Annotated in this window: 16 protein-coding genes; 7 read left to right on the top strand and 9 right to left on the bottom strand. The window is 63.3% G+C overall.

What is annotated here, in order from left to right:
• Window positions 1–43: 43 nt before the first annotated feature.
• Together AC0L2X_RS05780 and AC0L2X_RS05785 are read left to right on the top strand one after the other, a co-directional pair.
• Complete coding sequence (locus tag AC0L2X_RS05780; RefSeq protein WP_352489167.1) at window positions 44–1405, top strand: pilus assembly protein; 1362 nt, start codon at window positions 44–46, stop codon at window positions 1403–1405.
• Window positions 1406–1793: 388 nt separating this feature from the next.
• The gene (locus AC0L2X_RS05785) at window positions 1794–3062 is read left to right on the top strand and encodes a cyclopropane-fatty-acyl-phospholipid synthase family protein (RefSeq protein ID WP_352489168.1); all 1269 of its coding nucleotides are present in this window, start codon (window positions 1794–1796) and stop codon (window positions 3060–3062) included.
• On the opposite strand, the gene AC0L2X_RS05790 is transcribed toward AC0L2X_RS05785, so the two are convergent.
• Window positions 3063–3806: an MOSC domain-containing protein gene (locus AC0L2X_RS05790; protein WP_352489169.1), complete on the bottom strand. Its 744-nt coding sequence runs from the start codon at window positions 3804–3806 to the stop codon at window positions 3063–3065.
• Window positions 3806–5761: an acetate--CoA ligase gene (acs, locus tag AC0L2X_RS05795; RefSeq protein ID WP_352489170.1), complete on the bottom strand. Its 1956-nt coding sequence runs from the start codon at window positions 5759–5761 to the stop codon at window positions 3806–3808. Before acs ends, AC0L2X_RS05790 begins: the two co-directional genes overlap by 1 nt.
• 306 nt (window positions 5762–6067) lie before the next feature.
• On the opposite strand from acs, the gene AC0L2X_RS05800 reads away from it, so the two are divergent.
• Complete coding sequence (locus AC0L2X_RS05800; protein WP_023719720.1) at window positions 6068–6340, top strand: usg protein; 273 nt, start codon at window positions 6068–6070, stop codon at window positions 6338–6340.
• Window positions 6341–6386: 46 nt separating this feature from the next.
• Here the strand turns inward: AC0L2X_RS05800 and AC0L2X_RS05805 are convergent, their stop codons facing one another.
• Together AC0L2X_RS05805 and AC0L2X_RS05810 are read right to left on the bottom strand one after the other, a co-directional pair.
• Window positions 6387–7421: an aldo/keto reductase gene (locus tag AC0L2X_RS05805; protein WP_473599388.1), complete on the bottom strand. Its 1035-nt coding sequence runs from the start codon at window positions 7419–7421 to the stop codon at window positions 6387–6389.
• 73 nt (window positions 7422–7494) lie between these two features.
• Window positions 7495–8676, bottom strand: coding sequence for an MFS transporter (locus tag AC0L2X_RS05810; RefSeq protein ID WP_352564737.1), 1182 nt, complete (start codon window positions 8674–8676; stop codon window positions 7495–7497).
• A gap of 136 nt (window positions 8677–8812) precedes the next feature.
• Between AC0L2X_RS05810 and AC0L2X_RS05815 the strand changes: the two genes are divergently transcribed.
• The gene (locus AC0L2X_RS05815) at window positions 8813–9721 is read left to right on the top strand and encodes a LysR family transcriptional regulator (protein WP_352489172.1); all 909 of its coding nucleotides are present in this window, start codon (window positions 8813–8815) and stop codon (window positions 9719–9721) included.
• A gap of 59 nt (window positions 9722–9780) precedes the next feature.
• Here the strand turns inward: AC0L2X_RS05815 and AC0L2X_RS05820 are convergent, their stop codons facing one another.
• Both AC0L2X_RS05820 and AC0L2X_RS05825 read right to left on the bottom strand, forming a co-directional pair.
• The gene (locus tag AC0L2X_RS05820; protein WP_473599389.1) at window positions 9781–10830 is read right to left on the bottom strand and encodes an aldo/keto reductase; all 1050 of its coding nucleotides are present in this window, start codon (window positions 10828–10830) and stop codon (window positions 9781–9783) included.
• Between the two features lie 110 nt (window positions 10831–10940).
• Window positions 10941–11603 carry a YggS family pyridoxal phosphate-dependent enzyme gene (locus AC0L2X_RS05825; protein WP_473599390.1) on the bottom strand — a complete coding sequence of 221 codons (663 nt, stop codon included), beginning with the start codon at window positions 11601–11603 and terminating at the stop codon, window positions 10941–10943.
• Window positions 11604–11749: 146 nt separating this feature from the next.
• On the opposite strand from AC0L2X_RS05825, the gene leuS reads away from it, so the two are divergent.
• Both leuS and AC0L2X_RS05835 read left to right on the top strand, forming a co-directional pair.
• On the top strand, window positions 11750–14374 hold the full coding sequence (gene leuS / locus AC0L2X_RS05830) for a leucine--tRNA ligase (protein WP_473599391.1): 2625 nt from the start codon (window positions 11750–11752) through the stop codon (window positions 14372–14374).
• Window positions 14361–14942 (top strand): LPS assembly lipoprotein LptE, encoded by a 582-nt coding sequence (locus AC0L2X_RS05835; protein ID WP_473599392.1) that lies wholly within the window; start codon window positions 14361–14363, stop codon window positions 14940–14942. Before leuS ends, AC0L2X_RS05835 begins: the two co-directional genes overlap by 14 nt.
• A gap of 70 nt (window positions 14943–15012) precedes the next feature.
• Here AC0L2X_RS05835 and fsa read toward each other — a convergent pair whose 3' ends face one another.
• Complete coding sequence (fsa, locus tag AC0L2X_RS05840; protein WP_352465621.1) at window positions 15013–15666, bottom strand: fructose-6-phosphate aldolase; 654 nt, start codon at window positions 15664–15666, stop codon at window positions 15013–15015.
• A 90-nt stretch (window positions 15667–15756) separates the two neighbouring features.
• Between fsa and AC0L2X_RS05845 the strand changes: the two genes are divergently transcribed.
• Complete coding sequence (locus AC0L2X_RS05845; RefSeq protein WP_473599393.1) at window positions 15757–17940, top strand: primosomal protein N'; 2184 nt, start codon at window positions 15757–15759, stop codon at window positions 17938–17940.
• Window positions 17941–17949: 9 nt separating this feature from the next.
• On the opposite strand, the gene AC0L2X_RS05850 is transcribed toward AC0L2X_RS05845, so the two are convergent.
• The gene (locus AC0L2X_RS05850; RefSeq protein ID WP_473599394.1) at window positions 17950–18405 is read right to left on the bottom strand and encodes a PIN domain-containing protein; all 456 of its coding nucleotides are present in this window, start codon (window positions 18403–18405) and stop codon (window positions 17950–17952) included.
• Window positions 18402–18647, bottom strand: coding sequence for a type II toxin-antitoxin system Phd/YefM family antitoxin (locus tag AC0L2X_RS05855; RefSeq protein ID WP_254018681.1), 246 nt, complete (start codon window positions 18645–18647; stop codon window positions 18402–18404). Before AC0L2X_RS05855 ends, AC0L2X_RS05850 begins: the two co-directional genes overlap by 4 nt.
• Window positions 18648–18738: the final 91 nt, after the last annotated feature.

Consider the following 18738-nt stretch of genomic DNA (forward strand, 5'->3'; position numbering starts at 1 on the left):
GCGTTCGGACAGCTGCAGGCTGTAGCGAATGGAGGCGGTAGGAATGCGGCGTTTCGGGAGGCTTGTTCAGGCGATCGGCGACTTTGCCGGGGATCGCAGCGGAAATTTCGCGGTGCTGTTTGGGATAATCGGCTCAGTGCTGGCACTGAGTGTCGGCTTTGCCGTCAACATGTCCCAACTCTACAATGTAAAGTCGAGCCTGCAGGGCGTCGTCGATGCAGCGGTCACCTCGACCGCCCGCGACCTGACAACCGGCGTTATCAGCGAGGCCGACGCCAGCAAATCGGTGCAGGCCTTTCTCGATGCCAACAGCACGGCGGGTATCCTGCAGGACGACCAGATCGTCCTCGACAAATTGACCGTCGACCGGACCGCCAACACGGTCCAGGCGGACGTCCATGTCAATGTCAGCTACTACTTCCCGCTTTTCGGCACGAGTGGCATGCAACGCGTCCCCGCATCGACGACGGCGCTCTATTCGGACAAGCAGGTCGAAGTCGCGATGATGCTCGATGTGACCGGGTCGATGGCCGGCCAGAAAATCATCGATCTGCGGACGGCTGCAGCGAATGCTGTCGACAGCTTCCTGGGCGGCCAGGATCCCTCCAAGCCGCGTGTGCGGGTTGCCATCGTGCCTTATGCCAATTCGGTGAACGCCGGTACACTTGCCGCCAGCAGCGTCTATGTGGAAACCACCGCCAGTCAACGCAAACAGGCGCCGGCCAATGACGCCGTGCAGTATGTCTCGGGCTTTATCCGTCCCGATAATTGCGCTACCGAGCGCAAGGGGATCTATCAATATTCGGACGCCGGCCCCGACGCCAGCATGGTCAACCGCGACTACCTGCTGTCGTCCTTCGCGTGGCAAACCGGCACCGCCGCCTGCCCGGCCGCCACGCTGATGCCGCTGACGGCGGATGCGACGGCGCTCAAGACGGTCATCAAGAATTTCGTCGCCTCCGGCGGGACCGCCGGCCATATCGGCGTGCAGTGGACCTGGTACATGCTGTCGGAGAACTGGGGGGGCATCATGAGGACTTCGCAGCGGCCGGCCAAGATGGATCCAAAAAAGGTTGCCAAGATCGCGATCCTGATGACAGACGGCGAATTCAATCTGTCCTACTTCGATGCGAGCACGGTGAGCGACGTTTACAATGACGCCGGCAAGGAGCCGACCCGCACGGCAGCCAAGAAACTTTGCGCAGCCATGCGCGACAAGGGCATCGAGGTCTTCACCATTGGGTTTGACCTAAACGAAACGAATGCCAAGGCGACGCTCCAGGATTGCGCGAGCCCGGACACCGCCAAGATCAAGCACTTTTATCAGGCGGCCAATGGAACGGAACTCAACCAGGCTTTCCAGGATATAGCGCGCAACGTCGAGATGTTGACCGTAACCAAATAGAGGACAAACAGCCCAAAAAGGAAAAGGCCGCCGCTTCTCGCGAAGCCGGCGGCCTTCCGTGTTTCCGTCCATGGCGCGGCTCCTGGCGGCGACGCTGGTCGCCAGCCGCGCATCTCGCGCCTTAACGGGAAGACTGCTTCCCGAAAGTGCGATCCGCTGAGGCCACGTTCTGGAAAACGAAATCACTCGACATCGGATCACCTCCTTTCGATTTGTTGAACACTCCTTCATGATGGGGTGTCATCCGGAAAATGGCAAGGCGCGGCACTCGAAAATCCTGAACAAGCGTGCTTGTGCACCCGGGCGGCTTGCGGCCGGCCGATCGGGCAGGCAAGATCGAGCCGCTATTGTTCCGGGCCACTATTTTGCCGGGTAAGGGAGGACGGGGATGGAGGCAGCCGAGAGAGCGGCCCGGATTGTTCGGACGGTCATCGAAACGCTGAAGCCGGGTTTCGCGGTGAGGCTGTGGACAGGCGAGCGGATCGGCCCGGCTACCGGCCCGGTGCTGACTATCAACGACCAGGACATCGTCTGGCAGATCGTACGCCGCCCTTCTTTATCGACGCTGATCGAGATGTGGATTGCCAAGGCGGTCGACGTCGAAGACGGATCGCTGTTCGATTTCTACGCCTTGCCCACGCACGGCAAGCTCAGGACAAAGCTCAAGACATTGCCGAAGCTGGCGATCCTGCGCGACCTGCCGGCGGTGCTGTTTTCGCGAAAACAGATGACCGCGCGAACCGATCTTTCCGGCCGCAATCCTTACGTCAGCGGTTCGAGCAAGGAGGCGATCCAGCATCACTACGACATTTCCAACGCATTCTACCGGCTCTTCCTCGACGAGCGCATGGTCTATAGCTGCGGCTACTTCAAGGATTTCGCCAACGATATCGATCAGGCCCAGAGAGACAAGCTCGACCATATCTGTCGGAAGCTTCGGCTGAAGCCCGGCGACAGATTGCTCGACATCGGCTGCGGCTGGGGAGCGATGCTCATCCACGCGGTGAAGAATTATGGCGTCGTCGGCCACGGCGTTTCTCTGTCGGAGGCACAGACCGAGCTCGCCCGCGAACGCATCCGCGCCGAGGGGCTGGAGGACCGCATCACCATCGAGATCAAGTCCTATGCCGAGCTGTCCGGCTCCTTCGACAAGATCTCGTCGATCGGCATGTTCGAGCATCTGGGGCTTGCCAACCATGCGGCCTATTTCTCGAGGATCCATCGCCTGCTCAAACCGGGCGGCATCTATCTGCACCACGCCATCACCCGGCGCGACAAGGGCAACATGAAGAAGACGCTGCGCAAGGGGCCGGAATTCAAGGCGCTGATCAAATACATTTTTCCGGGCGGCGAGCTCGATACGATCGGCATGACGCTCGGCAATCTCGAGGCGCACGGCTTCCTCGTCTACGACGTCGAAAACTTGCGCGAGCACTATGCGCGCACCTGCAGGCTGTGGGCCGAGCGCCTCCACGCACGCTTCGACGAAGCCATCGCCGAGGTCGGCGAAGCCAAGGCGCGGCTCTGGCTGCTTTATCTCACCGGCTGCTCGATTACCTTCGAACGTGCATCGGCGCAGGTTTTCCAGACCGTCGCCACCAGGCGCGCGCGTGGGCCGAGCGGCCTGCCGCCGACACGCGCGGATTTGTACCGGTAATTACACGAACCGCATCGGCGCGCCGATTTCAACACGGGCTGGCCGGTCGACGGTGCAGTAGACGCCCATATTATGCGCGTTGTGGCGGACCAGGCTGCGCAGGATTGCCGGATCGTGGTCGAAGCCGTCCTGGGCGATTATGGTGAAGCCGCAGCGGCGGCATGGTTCGGAGATGGTCAGCAGCAGGTCGCCGATTGCCAGCTTGCGGCCGATCCATTCCGTCTCGGGGAACGATCCCTCGACCTCCGGCATATCGACGACGATGTTGGGGCGGAAGCGGCGCGCGTCGGCGGTGCCCTTTGGGTGCAGCGCTTTCAAACGCGCCAGTGAGGCGGCGGTCAGCAGATGAATAGGGGCTTTGACGTAGCGTTCCGTCAGCAGGGGGCCGGCGTAATCCGGAGCCGCATTTTCCCGGCGGAACGGCCGGATGGAAGCCGCAAAGCCGAGATAGGCGGAAATGGCGCGATCACTTTGCGCGCCAGGTGCCGAAAGCCAGCGTCCGTCGGGGACGGTGACCTCCAGTCTGCCGGCCTGCGACAGCCGGGTGCGGATGCGGGGCACCTTGTGCCATTTCGCTTCGCGGTCGGGCCGTGCGATTTCGTCGGTCGAGGTATCGACAAGGCCAAACAGGCGGTCGCCTTCGACGGTGTACCAGTCGACGGAGATCGTCTCCTGAAACTCGCCGGCGAGCGAGCTCGCGGGATAGCGCCAAAGCTCGGTGACGGCGCCTAATGTGGGTTGCATCAGCCCTTCTTGTTTTGCCGGTTGGCGATCAGGTCGTCAACGACCGCCGGATCGGCCAGCGTCGAGGTATCGCCGAGCGTGGCAAAATCGTCCTCGGCGATCTTGCGCAGGATGCGCCGCATGATCTTGCCGGAACGGGTCTTCGGCAGGCCGGGCGCGAACTGGATCTTGTCAGGCGAAGCGATGGCGCCGATCTCTTTGCGGACATGGGCGACGAGCTCCTGGCGCAGTTCCTCGCTTGGCGTCTCGCCGGCCATCAGCGTGACATAGCAGTAAATGCCCTGGCCCTTGATATCGTGCGGGTAGCCGACGACGGCGGCCTCCGAGACCTTCTCATGGGAAACCAGCGCCGATTCGACCTCGGCGGTGCCCATGCGGTGGCCGGAGACGTTGATGACGTCGTCGACGCGGCCGGTGATCCAGTAGTAGCCGTCAGCATCGCGGCGGCAGCCGTCGCCGGTGAAGTACCTGCCCCTGTAGGTCGAGAAATAGGTCTGCACGAAGCGGTCGTGATCGCCATAGACGGTGCGCATCTGGCCCGGCCATGAGTCGGCAATACAAAGATTGCCGCTGGCTTCGCCTTCCAGCACCTTGCCGTCGGCATCGACCAGCTGCGGCTTGACGCCAAAGAAGGGCCGCGTCGCCGAACCCGCCTTGAGATGGGTGGCGCCCGGAACCGGCGTGATCATGATGCCGCCGGTCTCGGTCTGCCACCAGGTGTCGACGATCGGCACCTTGCCGTTGCCGACGACGTTGAAATACCACTCCCAGGCTTCCGGATTGATCGGTTCGCCGACGGTGCCGAGCACGCGCAGCGACTTGCGCGACGTTTTGGTGACATGGGCATCGCCGGCGCCCATCAGCGCGCGCAGCGCCGTCGGTGCGGTGTAAAAGATATTGACCTTGTGCTTGTCGATCACGTCCCAGAAACGCGACTGCGACGGGTAGTTCGGCACGCCTTCGAACATCAGCGTGGTGGCGCCGTTGGCGAGCGGCCCGTAGACGATGTAGCTGTGGCCGGTCACCCAGCCGACATCGGCGGTGCACCAGTAGATATCGCCGTCATGATAGTCGAAGACATATTGGTGGGTCATCGAGACATAGACGAGATAGCCGGCCGTGGTGTGCAGCACGCCCTTCGGCTTGCCGGTCGAGCCGGATGTGTAGAGGATGAAGAGCGGGTCCTCGGCGTTCATCTTCTCGGGCTTGCATTCGGCCTTAACCGTGGCGACCTCGTCATGGTACCAGACGTCGCGCCCGGCGGCCCAGCCGGTCTTGCCGCCGGTGCGGCGTACTACCAAGACCTTTTCGACTTTCGTTCCGGCCTTGGCGGCGATCTCGATCGCCTTGTCGGTGTTGTCCTTCAACGGGATCGACTTGCCGCCGCGCAGGCCTTCGTCGGCGGTGATGACGAAGGTCGACTTGCAGTCGTCGATGCGTCCGGCCAGCGCGTCCGGCGAAAAGCCGCCGAAGACGACCGAATGGATGGCGCCAATGCGCGTGCAGGCGAGCATCGCATAAGCGGCCTCCGGGATCATCGGCATGTAGATGGTGACGCGGTCGCCCTTCTTGACGCCGTGCTTCTTCATCACATTGGCGAGGCGGCAGACATGCGCGTAAAGCTCGTTATAGGTGATCTTCCTGTCGTCGTAGGGATTGTCACCTTCCCAGATGATGGCGGTCTGTTCGCCGCGCTTGTTCAGATGCCGGTCGATGCAGTTCCAGGAAACGTTGGTCTGGCCATCCTCGAACCATTTGATCGAAACCTTGCCGTCGAAGGACGTGTTCTTGACCTTGCTGTAGGGCTTGAACCAGTCGATGCGCTTGCCGTGCTTGCCCCAGAACTTGTCCGGGTTCTTGACGCTGTCGGCGTACCATTTCAGGTAGGTGTCACTGTCAATCAGCGCGTTCTTCTTCCACGCCGGCTGGACGCGATGGACATGAACATCGGACATTTCTTCGCCTTCCTCCCCAAAACCAAACCGCCGGCTTGACCGCCGGCAGGATCGCAGCGATGCGGCCGCGAATTCGCGCGCATTATTAACAGTTCGGCCGCGACGGCAACATTAGACGTTGGATTCGCGCGGCGGGATGCCGCAGGTGCCTTACCCAGGCGGTGTCAGCACTCTCGTGAGGCGGCTGCTAAGCGCATGTTTTTGCGGGAGGAATCTGGTTCGATCATAGAAATATCAATAGACGATTAAGCAAATGGGGTGCACAATTTCAGGCTGGGAGGAAGGAGAATCAACCAGGGGACCGCAATGCGCGACCATTCCGAAATGGACCTGATGCTCAAGGGCTATGGCTTGACCACGGCCAAGATTCTTTATCACTTTCCCGATCATCCGCATCTGCTGCAGAGCTTCATCTGGCAGGATTACGACATCGCCCCGAAATTTCCGGTGCTGATCCGCTTCATCGAGTTCTGGCAGGCCAAGCTCGAAGGCCCGCTGCATTCGGTCAGCTACACGCACCAGAAGCTGATCGCGCCGAACGAATGGCGCAAGGTCGACGGCGAGTTCGTGCTGCATTAGCCGGGCGGGCGGCAGGCTGGGAGCCGCCGCCCCAGCTTTTGGAGCGTCAGACTGCGGGCGGGTTCAGCCGGGCAAATCCCTCCTGCCGGCGGTAGGGAAAATACGGGTAGGGTGCGGTGACCTCACTTGCCGTGTCGAGCTTCTTCATCTGCTCGGCTGTCAACGACCAGCCGACGGCGCCGAGATTCTGGCGCAACTGCTCCTCGTTGCGCGCGCCGATGATGACGGAGGCGACGGTCGGCCGCTGCAGCAGCCAATTGATTGCGATCTGCGGTATGGTCTTGCCGGTTTCCTCGGCGACAACATCAAGCGCGTCGATCACCCGATAGAGATGCTCATCCTCGACGGGCGGTCCGAAGCTTGCGGTATCGTGCAGTCGGCTTTTCTCAGGCAGCTTCTGGCCACGGCGGATCTTGCCGGTCAGGCGGCCCCAGCCGAGCGGGCTCCACACCAGCGCACCGACACCCTGGTCGAGGCCGAGCGGCATCAACTCCCATTCATAATCGCGCCCGACCAGCGAGTAATAGACCTGATGGGCGACGTATCGGGGATAGCCGTATCTGTCCGCCAGGCCGAGCGACTTCATCACTTGCCAGCCGGAAAAATTGGAGACGCCGACATAACGCAGCTTGCCGGCGCGCAGGAGACTGTCCAGCGTCGACAGCACCTCCTCGATCGGTGTTGCGGCGTCGAAAGCGTGCAGTTGCAGCAGGTCGATGTAGTCGGTGCCAAGACGCCTCAGCGCGTCTTCGACTGCCTTGATCAGGCGTGAACGCGACGAGCCGGCATCGTTGGGACCGTCGCCCATCGGCAGCGAGGTCTTGGTCGAGATCAGCACGGCGTCGCGGCGGCCCTCGATGGCAGCGCCGAGCACTTGTTCGGAAGCGCCATTCGAATAGACATCGGCAGTGTCGAACAGGTTTACGCCGGCCTCAAGGCAAATGTCGACCAGCCGCCGTGCTTCCGTCGCATCGCTGTTGCCCCAGGCGCCGAACAGCGGGCCTGAACCGCCGAAGGTTCCAGCCCCGAACGAGAGCGCCGGGACCTTCAGGCCCGATGCGCCAAGATTTCGATAATCCATGGGTTTTGCTCCTTGTGGAAGGATGGCTGTTTCGAAGATTGGTTGAGGTTTGGATTGATTGAGGTTTGCCGTTCTAAGACCGCGCGATTTCCGGTGTGGCGAGGACGGGGTCTCGGTCGAGGCGCAGCGCAAACGCCGCCACGGCAAGCGCTGAAAGCGGCAACAGGGCCGCGACCCAGGTGACGGCACCGAGGCCGGGACCATGGGCGATGACCAAGCCGCCGAGCCAGGCGCCGGCCGCATTGCCGAGGTTGAAGGCGGCGATGTTGAAGGATGAGGCGAGGCTCTGGCCGGCGCCTTGTGCCTTTTCCAGTACCCACATCTGCAGCGGCGCGACGGTGGCGAAGGCGGCAGCGCCGAGCAGACCGACATAGATGACGGCCATGACCTGGCTGTGCAGGGCGAAGGTCATGGTGCCGAGCACCAGCGCCAGCACGACGAGACTACCGAGAACGGAAGGTACCAGCCAGCGGTCGGCGAACTTGCCGCCGGCGAGGTTGCCGGCGATGAGGCCGCCGCCGAAGACCAGCAGGATAGGCGACACCGCTGCTTCCTCAAAACCGGTGATCTCGGTCAGCAACGGGGCGATGTAGGTGAAGACGGCGAAGACGCCGGCATAGCCAAGTACGGTGGTGGCAAAGCCAAGCAGGACGGGCGTGCGGCCGAGCACGGTGAGATCGGCGCGCAAATTGCTCTTCTCGGGCTCTGTTCGGCTGCGCGGCACCAGCAGGAGAATGATGGCGAAGGCGGCGATGCCGACCAGGGTCACCGCCCAGAAGGTCGCACGCCAGCCGAAGGCCTGGCCGAGCCATGTGCCGAAGGGCACGCCGAGGATGTTGGCGATGGTCAGGCCGGTGAACATCAGGGCGATCGCCGAAGCTTTCTTGTTGGGCGCCACCAGCCCGGTCGCCACGACCGAGCCGACGCCGAAGAAGGTGCCGTGGGCGAAGGCGGTGAGCACGCGCGCAGCCATCAGCGTCCAGTAGTCTGGGGCAAGCGCGCAAGCGAGGTTGCCCAGCGTGAAGATCGCCATCAGCGCCAGAAGCACGGTTTTGCGTGGCCAACGGCCGGTTGCGATCGTCAGCAGCGGCGCGCCGATGACAACGCCGAGCGCATAGCCGGAAATCAGCTGGCCGGCAGCCGAGATCGAGACGCCGAGATCGGTGCTGACGTCGAGCAGCAGGCCCATGATGACGAATTCGGTGACGCCGATGCCGAAGGCACCGGCGGCAAGAGCGTAAAGAGCAAGGGGCATGGCGGTTCCCACTTCGATGACGACCAGTTTTGACGACGGCGCCGTGTCCTCCCACGCGCCGATGCCGAAGATCGTGCCGCGGTGTGCTGTGAACCAGCCTTGCATCGGGCACATCGTCTGTGAAATAGATTCACCAATGGCCAGGCCCGACATCAATCGCTCCGGCGAGATCGAAGTGTTCGTCCGTGTCGTCGAGGCGGGCAGTTTTTCAGCCGCTGCCCGTGCGTTGCGGATGACGCCGTCGGCGGTGAGCAAGCTGATCGCGCGGCTGGAGGCGCGGCTTGGCGCGCGGCTGGTCAGCCGTTCGACGCGCAAGCTGCAACTGACGCCAGAGGGCGCGGCGTTCTTCGACAGCGGCGTGCGCATCCTGGCCGACATGGCAGCGGCCGAGCGCGAGGCAGCGGCGGGTGCCGCGCCGCGTGGCCGGCTGCGGATCAACAGCTACGTGCCTTTCGGGCAACATCGGCTGATCCCGCTTTTGCCGCGTTTCCTAGAGCGCTACCCCGAAATCTCGGTCGATCTGGTGTTGACCGACGATGTCATCGACCTGATGGAGGAGCGCGCTGACGTCGCCATCCGCGCCGGGCCGCTCGGCGAATCACGGCTGGTGGCGCGCAAGCTCGGGCAGAGCCGGGTGGTCGTCGTTGCAGCGCCATCGTATCTCGAGGCGCGTGGTACGCCCAAGACGCCCGCCGATCTCGATCGTCACAACCGCATGGGCTTCCGTTTCATACGTCACCTCGAGGGCTGGCCTTTTATCGACGCGGCCGGCAAGCCGACTACCCTGTCGATCATCGGAAATACGCTGGTCAGCGACGGCGAAGCGATGCGGCTGATGGCGCTCTCTGGGGCGGGCATCGCCCGGCTGGCACGCTGGCATGTGGAGGCCGACATTGCGGCCGGCCGGCTGCTGCCGCTGCTGGAAGAGTTCAACCCCGGCGACGAGGAACTCACCCACGCCGTCTATGTCGGCCAAGGCAAGCATCTGCCGGCGCGGGTGCGGGCGTTTTTGGACTTTTTGGTCGAGACCGTCCGGCTGACCTGAGCCGAAAAAAATCGGGAGCCTGCCGGCTCCCGAAGCATCGAATCGAAGGTGAGATTGGGTTACGTTTTCGGCACAAAGGGCGCCGGCCGCCGGCCGGCTGCCTGACGTTCCAGCATCCAGCCGGGGTATTCGGCGGGCAGGGCACTGACTTCGTCGAGGCGAACAAGGTCATCGGCATCGAGCTGCAACTCGGTGGCTGCAAGGTTCTGTTCCAGCTGCTCCATGCGGCTGGCGCCGATGATGACGCTCATCACGAATGGCTTGGCCAGGACATAGCCAAGCGCCACCGTGGCGACGCTGACGCCGTGCTTGGCGGCGATCTCGCGCATGACGGCGACCGCTGCCCAGGCACGGTCCTCATTGACCGGCGGGAAATTGAAGCTGGCGCGGCGGCCCTCGCCATTGCCGGGGGCACCCGGTCCGTATTTGCCGGAGAGCAAGCCGCCCGCCATCGGCGACCAGACCATCAGCCCGAGCTTCTCCTCGTTGAGCAGCGGCACGATCTCGCGCTCCAGATCGCGGCCGGCGATCGAATAATACGACTGCACGGTCTCGAAGCGGGCAAAGCCCTTGCGCTCGGCAATACCCAACGCCTTGGCAATGCGCCAGGCCTGCCAGTTAGAGACGCCGACATAGCGGACCTTGCCGGCGGCAACCAGGTCGTCGAGCGCCCGCAGCGTTTCGTCGATCGGCGTCACCGTGTCAGTGCCGTGCAGCTGGTAGAGATCGATGTGATCGAGCTGTAGCCGCTCGAGGCTGCTCTCGACCGAATCCATGATGTGGCCGCGCGAGGAACCGCGCTGGTTCGGGCCCGCGCCCATGGTGCCATGAACCTTGGTGGCGATGATCACGTCCTGCCGGTTGACGCCAAGGTTCCTGAGCGACTGGCCGAGAAGCCGTTCCGAGGCGCCGAAGGAATAGACATCCGCCGTGTCGAAGAAATTGACGCCGGCGGCGAGCGAGCGGGCGACGATCTCGTCGACGCCCTTCTGGTCGAGGCTGGCGATCAGGCCCCATTGGGCATTCTCGCCGGCCGCGCCGAACGTCATCGTGCCGAGGCAAAGTTCGGAGACGAACATCCCCGTATTTCCAAGTTGATTGTAACGCATGGTGACTCCAGACGGGTTGAGAATAACTCGACCTCATATAGGAACGAAACGTTCCGTTTCTATACGCTGGCTTAGTCAATGTCAGTCTGTGGCCTAAGGCCGGCTGCGCCTCATCTTGCGCCGAAAATCGCCGATCCAACCCTGACACTGGTCGCGCCGAAGGCGATCGCGGTTTCGTAGTCGCTGGACATGCCCATGGAGAGCTTGTCGACGCCGGCCTCAAGCCCAAGCTTTTCCAGCAGCGCGAAATGCGGACCGGGGTTCTCGTCGGCCGGCGGAATGCACATCAGCCCCTCGACGGCGAGGCCATGGACATCGCGGCAGCGGGCGACGAAGGCGACCGCCTCGCGCGGCTCGATGCCAGCCTTTTGCGGCTCCGAGCCCGTGTTGACCTGGACATACAGCCTTGGTGACCGGCCTTGCCTGGCGATCTCCTTGGCCAGCTCTGCGGCAATCTTTTCACGGTCGACGGTTTCGATGACGTCGAACAGCGCCACCGCCTCCCTTGCCTTGTTCGATTGCAGCGGACCGATCAGATGCAGCTCGATGTCGGGAAACGCCTCCTTCAGCACCGGCCATTTGGCTTGTGCTTCCTGGACGCGGTTTTCGCCGAAGACGCGCTGGCCGGCCTCGACAACTGGGCGGATATCGGCGGCGTCGAAGGTTTTCGAGACCGCGACCAGCGTCACCGCTCCGGCCTCGCGTCCTGCCTCGCGCTCGGCGGCAGCGATCCTTGCCTTGACCGTGAAAAGCTGTTCGACGGCGCTCGCCATGCCTATATCCTGCCTGTGTTTGGCTTTTCGCCGGATCGCCGCAGTTGACGGGTCCGGCAATCCATGGTGAACACCGCGACGACATTTCCTGAGCCGCCCGGGCATTGTCCGGCGGCTCGTGCATGCTTTTAAGTGAAAAACACCCGATGGCAACCGAACGATACAATCCGCGCGCGTCAGAGCCCAAATGGCAGAAGGCCTGGGACGCCAAGAAGCTGTTCGAAGCCGACAACGACGACCCGCGCCCGAAATACTACGTGCTGGAGATGTTCCCCTATCCTTCGGGCCGCATCCATATCGGCCATACCCGCAACTATACGATGGGCGACGTGGTGGCGCGCTACAAGCGGGCCAAGGGTTTCAACGTGCTGCACCCGATGGGCTGGGATGCCTTTGGCATGCCAGCCGAAAACGCGGCGATGCAGAACAAGGTCCATCCCAAGGACTGGACCTATCAGAACATTGCCGCCATGCGCGAGCAGCTCAAGGTCATGGGCCTCTCGCTCGATTGGGCGCGCGAGTTCGCCACCTGCGATGTCGACTACTATCACCGCCAGCAGATGCTGTTCCTCGATTTCGTCGAGAAGGGGCTGGTGACGCGCAAATCCTCCAAGGTCAACTGGGATCCGGAGGACATGACGGTGCTTGCCAACGAGCAGGTCATCGACGGACGCGGCTGGCGCTCGGGCGCGCTGGTGGAACAGCGCGAGCTGACGCAGTGGTTCTTCAAGATCACCGACTACGCGCAGGATCTGCTGGATTCGCTCGATCAACTCGACGACTGGCCGGAAAAAGTGAAGCTGATGCAGGCGAACTGGATCGGCCGTTCGGAAGGCCTGCTGATCCGCTGGCCGCTGGCCAAGCCAGTCGCCGGCGAGCATGAGCTCGAAGTCTACACGACCAGGCCCGACACCATCTTCGGCGCCTCCTTCATGGCGATTGCGGCCGACCATCCGCTGGCCAAAAAGGCCGGCGAAGACAATCCGGCGCTGGCAAAGTTCATCGACGAGGTCCGCCATATGGGCACTTCGGCGGCGGCCTTGGAGACGGCCGAGAAGAAGGGTTTCGATACCGGCATTCGCGTCGTCCATCCGTTCGACGAGAGGTGGACGCTGCCTGTCTACGTCGCCAATTTCGTGCTGATGGACTATGGCACAGGCGCCATCTTCGGCTGCCCGGCACATGACCAGCGCGACCTCGACTTCGCCAACAGATACGGCCTTCCGGTCATTCCGGTGGTGATGCCGGAAGGCGAGAATCAAGGAAGCTTCCAGGTCATCGACGAGGCTTACGTCGATGATGGCGCGATGATCAATTCGCGCTTCCTCGACGGCATGAAGCCGGATCAGGCATTCGACGAGGTGGCGAAGCTGCTGGAACAAAAGACCATCGGCAACCGGCCGATGGCCGAGCGCAAGGTGAACTTCCGCCTGCGCGACTGGGGCATTTCGCGCCAGCGCTATTGGGGCTGCCCGATCCCGATGATCCATTGCGAGGATTGCGGCGTGGTGCCGGTGCCGAAAGCCGACCTGCCGGTCAAGCTGCCGGACGATATCGAGTTCGACCGGCCGGGCAATCCGCTCGACCGCCATCCGACATGGCGGCATGTCAAATGCCCTCGCTGCGGCAAGGATGCGCGGCGCGAAACCGACACGATGGACACGTTCGTCGATTCTTCGTGGTATTTCGCGCGCTTTACGGCGCCCTGGGCAAACGATCCGACCGATCCCAAGGCCGCGACTGAATGGCTGCCGGTCGACCAGTATATTGGCGGCATCGAGCATGCGATCCTGCATTTGCTCTATTCGCGCTTTTTCACCCGCGCCATGCGCGAGACCGGCCATGTCGATCTCGCCGAGCCGTTCAGGGGCCTGTTCACGCAAGGCATGGTGGTGCACGAGACGTATCGGGTTGGCGGCGCCTCGAACGGCCGCTGGCTTGCGCCCAGCGAGGTCAGGCTGGAAGACGCCGACGGCAAGCGCCGCGCCTTCGAAATCGCCACCGGCGAAGAGGCGGTGATCGGTCCGCTCGAAAAAATGTCGAAGTCGAAGAAGAATACGGTGAGCCCGGAAGAGATCACCGACGGCTACGGCGCCGATACGGCGCGCTGGTTCATGCTGTCGGACTCGCCGCCCGAGCGCGATGTCGAATGGACCGACGAGGGTGCGGCCGGCGCGCATCGCTTCATCCAGCGCATCTGGCGCCTGGTGTCGACGGCTGCCGAATCGCTCGCCGGGGTCCGGCCAGAGGCGGCGAAGGACGGCGAGGCCGGGACAGTGTCCAGGGCAGCGCACAAGATCCTGAAGTCGGTCGGCGAGGATATCGAAAAGCTCGCCTTCAACCGCGCCATCGCCCGCATCTACGAGCTCGCCAATGCCTTGACCGTGCCGCTCAACGAGGCGGCAGAGGGCAAGGCCGGTCCGGCGCTGCAAGCGGCCTGCCGTGAGGCCGTCGAGATCCTGGTGCACCTCATCGCGCCGGTCATGCCGCATCTGGCCGAAGAGTGCTGGCAGACGCTCGGCGGCACCGACCTTGTCGCCGAACGGCCCTGGCCGGACTACGATCCCTCGCTTGTCGTCGACGCCGAGATCGTGCTGCCGGTGCAGGTCAACGGCAAGAAGCGCGGCGATTTGACAATTGCCCGCGACGCGGACCAAGGTGCGGTCGAAAAAGCGGTTCTGGCTCTCGACTTCGTGCAGAGAGCGCTCGAAGGTAAGGCGCCGCGCAAGGTGATCATCGTGCCGCAGAGGATCGTCAATGTCGTTGCCTGAGCCGCGAAAGACAGAGCTGACGCTGCGCCGGGTCATGCTTTGCGGGCTGCTCGCGTCGGTGGCGCTGGTTTCCGCCTGCACGGTACGGCCGCTCTATTCGAGCGCGCCGCTGGTCGCCGGCTCGCAGGTCGGCGCTGCTGCCGAGCTGGCATCGATCTCGGTCAAGCCGGTCAAGACCCGCTACGCCCAGCAGGTCCGCAACAATTTGATCTTCGCGCTCGGCCAGGGCGCCGGCGAGCCGGCTTCGCCGGTCTATTCGCTTGATCTCGGCGTCTCCGAACTCGTCGAATCGGCGGCAATCGAGCAGGTCACGACCGACGAGGACGAGCCGACCGCCGGCACTGTGACACTGACCGCCAACTATGTGCTCAGCGATGCCAAGACGGGCACGGTCATAGCGAGGGGCAAGCGCTCGATTCCGTCGTCATACGACAGGCCGCGCCAGGAATTCGCGTCATACCGGGCGCAGATCGACGCCGAGAACCGTGCGGCGCGCGAACTGGCGGATGTGCTGCGGCTGTCGATCGCCCAGGATCTGATCAAACACGGCAAGCCGGCAGCAAGCTAGGTCTTTCCAGAGTGCGCAATCTGCAAAAAAGGCCGATTGCTCGGCCTTTTTTGTTCGCAGGATAGTCGCTTCAGCCGATCGTCTGCCCGGTCTTTGCCCAGTCGGCGAGGAACAGCTCCAGGCCCTTGTCGGTCAGCGGGTGCTTGACCAGCGCCTTGAGCGTCGCCGGCGGCGCGGTGATGACGTCGGCGCCGATCAGTGCCGCCTGCTTGACATGGTTCACGGTGCGCACCGAAGCGGTCAGGATTTCGGTCTGGAAGTCATAATTGTCGTAGATGGTGCGGATATCGGCAATCAGTTCCATGCCGTCCCAGCCGCTGTCGTCTATGCGGCCGACGAAGGGCGAGATGAAGGAGGCGCCGGCCTTGGCGGCGAGCAGCGCCTGGGTGGCCGAGAAGCACAGCGTGACGTTGACCATGCGGCCGTCCGACCGGATATCCTTGCAGGCTCTCAGGCCGTCGAGCGTCAGCGGCACCTTAATGCAGACATTGTCGGCGATCCTGGCCAGGATCTTGGCTTCCGCCATCATGTCCTTGTATTCGGTGGCGACGACTTCGGCCGAGACTGGGCCCTTGACGATCTCGCAGATCTCTCTTGTGACGTCGGCGATCTTGCCGCCGGATTTCAGGATCAGCGACGGATTGGTGGTTACGCCGTCGAGCAGCCCCAAATCGTTCAGCTCGCGGATTTCCTTGACATCGGCGGTGTCGACAAAAAATTTCATGGCGGTCTCCTGAAGATTTTTCATGTGCGCGTCATGCACATTTGGGGTCGGACTTTGATCTAGACCAAAGTCGGGGCAAGGTCACGCCTCATGATCGAAGATTCGCCCTTTGTCGCGGCCGCACCGGTGCTGGTGCCGATGCCCGCCGAGCGCCCCTACACCTATGCCGTGCCGGCTGGCATGCGCGTGGTGCCGGGCTCGATCGTGCGCGTTCCGCTTGGACCCCGCCAGGTCGCCGGCATCGTCTGGGACGGCGTCGTCGAAAAGGTCGACGCGAAGAAATTGCGGCCGATCGAGCAGGTTTTCGACTGCCCGCCGATCGACCGCGCGATGCGGCGTTTTGTCGATTGGGTGGCGCAGTACACGCTGTCGCCGCCCGGCATGGTGGCGCGCATGCTGCTCAGGGCGCCGGAGGCGTTCGACCCGGAACCGTGGATCGAAGGGCTGCAGCGCACCTTCGCCAAGCCCGACCGGATGACGGAGGCGAGGACGCGCGTGCTGGAAACGGCCGAAGGCGGACTGGCCTGGACGCGGTCCGGCCTGGCGCATGCGGCAGGCGTGTCGTCGACGGTCGTGGACGGGCTGCGGGCGCAGGGCGTATTCGAGACGGTGATGATCCCGCCGCGGCCGGTGGTCGCAGCACCCGATCCCGGCTACGCCGTGCCGACACTGATGCCCGACCAGAGCGATGCCGCCGAGACGCTGCGCGCCAATGTCACGACCGGTACATTCGGCGTCACCCTGCTCGACGGTGTAACCGGATCCGGCAAGACGGAGGTTTATTTCGAGGCGGTCGCGGCCGCGCTCGACCGCGGCAAGCAGGTGCTGATCCTGCTGCCGGAGATCGCGCTGACCCATGCTTTCCTCGAACGCTTTCAGGAGCGGTTCGGCGCCAAGCCGGCAGAGTGGCACTCGGATCTGCCGCCAAGGATGCGCGAAAAGGTCTGGCGGCAGGTGGCGGAAGGCGGCGTGCGGGTCGTCGCCGGCGCGCGCTCCGCGCTGTTTCTGCCGTTCAGGGAGCTTGGACTGATCGTCGTCGACGAAGAGCACGATCCCGCCTACAAGCAGGAGGATCGCGTCTTTTACAACGCGCGCGACATGGCCGTGGTGCGCGGCCATATCGGCGGCTTTCCGGTCGTGCTCGCCTCGGCGACACCGTCGGTCGAAAGCCGGGTCAATGCCAGCCAGGGCCGCTACAGCAGGGCGGTGCTTTCGGCGCGCTTTGCCGAGGCGGCACTTCCCGATCTCAAGACGGTCGACATGCGCCGCGCGCCGCCGGCACGCGGCGGCTTCCTGTCGCCGGTGCTGCTCGGCCATATGCGGCAGACGCTGGAAAGAAAGGAACAGTCGCTGCTGTTCCTGAACCGGCGCGGCTATGCGCCGCTGACGCTCTGCCGGGTCTGTGGCCACCGCTTCGGCTGTCCGGTCTGCTCGGCCTGGCTGGTCGAGCACCGCTTTCGCGGCCAGCTCGTCTGCCATCATTGCGGGCACAATGAACGCCGGCCAGAAGCCTGCCCGGAATGCGGCACGCTCGATCATCTGGTCGCCTGCGGGCCGGGCGTCGAGCGCATAGCCGAGGAGGTCGTCGAGCATTTCCCCGACGCCCGCACCATCGTACTGTCGTCGGACCTGATGGGTGGCGTGCGCCGGCTGCGGCTCGAGCTTGAAGCTATCGCCAATGGCGAGGCCGACATCGTCATCGGCACGCAGCTCGTCGCCAAGGGCCATAATTTCCCCAACATGACCCTGGTCGGTGTGGTCGATGCCGATCTCGGCCTTGCCAATGGCGATCCGCGCGCCGCCGAGCGCACCTTCCAACTGCTCAGCCAGGTGACCGGCCGCGCCGGCCGCACCGGCAAGAAGAGCCTCGGCCTGCTGCAGACCTTCCAGCCGGACCATCCGGTGATGCGCGCGATCGTCTCCGGCGATGCCGAGGCCTTCTACGAGCGCGAGATCGCCGAGCGCGAGCGGGCGGGGCTGCCGCCCTTCGGCAGGCTCGCCGGCGTCATCGTCAGCGCGGCGACACGGGCCGAAGCCGAAGCGCACGCCCGTGGCCTGCGTCGCGCCGCGCCGCAAGCCACTGACCTGTTCGTGCTCGGCCCGGCCGAGGCGCCACTGTCATTGATCGGCGGCCGCCATCGCTTTCGCCTGCTGATCCAGGGCGAACGGCGCGCCGACATGCAAGGGTTCATCCGCACCATGCTGGCCGAGGGGCCGAAGATAAGGGGCTCGGTGCGGGTCCAGGTCGACATCGACCCGCAGAGCTTTTTGTGAGGTGTCGAATTACCCTTTCGAGACGCGTTCGGTGAATGGGTTCAAGTAAGGCACGTCAAGAATCGCAAAATGCCGGGTGTTGGCCGTCAAAACCGACAGGCCGTGCAAACGGGCAGTAGCTGCGATCAGAACGTCCGCCAGACCCGGATTGGCGCCTTTGGCGATAGTGGCGTCTTCCAGTTTTCCGGCTTCTCGCGCGATTGCTAAATCGATAGGAAGGATGCGCTGGTTGAACTCTAGAAGCAACCTTTCGAACCACTCGTTGATGCGCTCTGCCTTCATATGCCCGTCCGCCCGCTTCAGTTTCGCGATTCCTCGTTCCACCTCCAAGATGACGATCGACGAGAGCTGCCAAGAGCCGCGTTCTCCTTGTTCGGCAACCCAGTTCTGCACGTGCGACGGAAGCAGAGGCCGACCAGGTGCAAACGCCGAGAGAAAAGACGTATCAAGCAGATAGCCGGTCAAAACTCCACTTCCCGCGACGGCGATTCGTTTCGCTCAAGCTCGATGCCACCTGGATACTGAAGCAGGAAATCCACGAAGTCTTTTTGGCTGTTCTGCGGATAAAGTTTCCGTCCCTCACCGATTGGCACCACCATGACTGCGGGCTTGCCGTGCTTGGTGATAACCGTGGGCTCACCGTTCTCAGCAGCCTCCACGAGCGCGGAAAGGCTGGCCTTTGCCTCTCGTAGTTGCATCGTCTTCATGCGCGGAACCCCTTGTGGTCTCATGTAGTCACAATATAGGAATTGTGCAGAAAAAAACAGCCCGTTGTGTAACGTCTTGTTAGCCCGGTCG

The sequence above is a fragment of the Mesorhizobium sp. WSM4828 genome (assembly GCF_055811175.1).

Bases quoted from the DNA above. Each gene is read 5' to 3' on its own strand.
- AC0L2X_RS05790 (WP_352489169.1), bottom strand. From the start codon at position 3,806: ATGCAACCCACATTAGGCGCCGTCACCGAGCTTTGGCGCTATCCCGCG.
- fsa (WP_352465621.1), bottom strand. From the start codon at position 15,666: ATGAAATTTTTTGTCGACACCGCCGATGTCAAGGAAATCCGCGAGCTG.
- AC0L2X_RS05785 (WP_352489168.1), top strand. From the start codon at position 1,794: ATGGAGGCAGCCGAGAGAGCGGCCCGGATTGTTCGGACGGTCATCGAA.
- leuS (WP_473599391.1), top strand. From the start codon at position 11,750: ATGGCAACCGAACGATACAATCCGCGCGCGTCAGAGCCCAAATGGCAG.
- AC0L2X_RS05855 (WP_254018681.1), bottom strand. From the start codon at position 18,647: ATGAAGACGATGCAACTACGAGAGGCAAAGGCCAGCCTTTCCGCGCTC.
- acs (WP_352489170.1), bottom strand. From the start codon at position 5,761: ATGTCCGATGTTCATGTCCATCGCGTCCAGCCGGCGTGGAAGAAGAAC.
- AC0L2X_RS05780 (WP_352489167.1), top strand. From the start codon at position 44: ATGCGGCGTTTCGGGAGGCTTGTTCAGGCGATCGGCGACTTTGCCGGG.
- AC0L2X_RS05815 (WP_352489172.1), top strand. From the start codon at position 8,813: ATGGCCAGGCCCGACATCAATCGCTCCGGCGAGATCGAAGTGTTCGTC.
- AC0L2X_RS05835 (WP_473599392.1), top strand. From the start codon at position 14,361: ATGTCGTTGCCTGAGCCGCGAAAGACAGAGCTGACGCTGCGCCGGGTC.
- AC0L2X_RS05805 (WP_473599388.1), bottom strand. From the start codon at position 7,421: ATGGATTATCGAAATCTTGGCGCATCGGGCCTGAAGGTCCCGGCGCTC.
- AC0L2X_RS05800 (WP_023719720.1), top strand. From the start codon at position 6,068: ATGCGCGACCATTCCGAAATGGACCTGATGCTCAAGGGCTATGGCTTG.
- AC0L2X_RS05845 (WP_473599393.1), top strand. From the start codon at position 15,757: ATGATCGAAGATTCGCCCTTTGTCGCGGCCGCACCGGTGCTGGTGCCG.
- AC0L2X_RS05810 (WP_352564737.1), bottom strand. From the start codon at position 8,676: ATGCCCCTTGCTCTTTACGCTCTTGCCGCCGGTGCCTTCGGCATCGGC.
- AC0L2X_RS05820 (WP_473599389.1), bottom strand. From the start codon at position 10,830: ATGCGTTACAATCAACTTGGAAATACGGGGATGTTCGTCTCCGAACTT.
- AC0L2X_RS05825 (WP_473599390.1), bottom strand. From the start codon at position 11,603: ATGGCGAGCGCCGTCGAACAGCTTTTCACGGTCAAGGCAAGGATCGCT.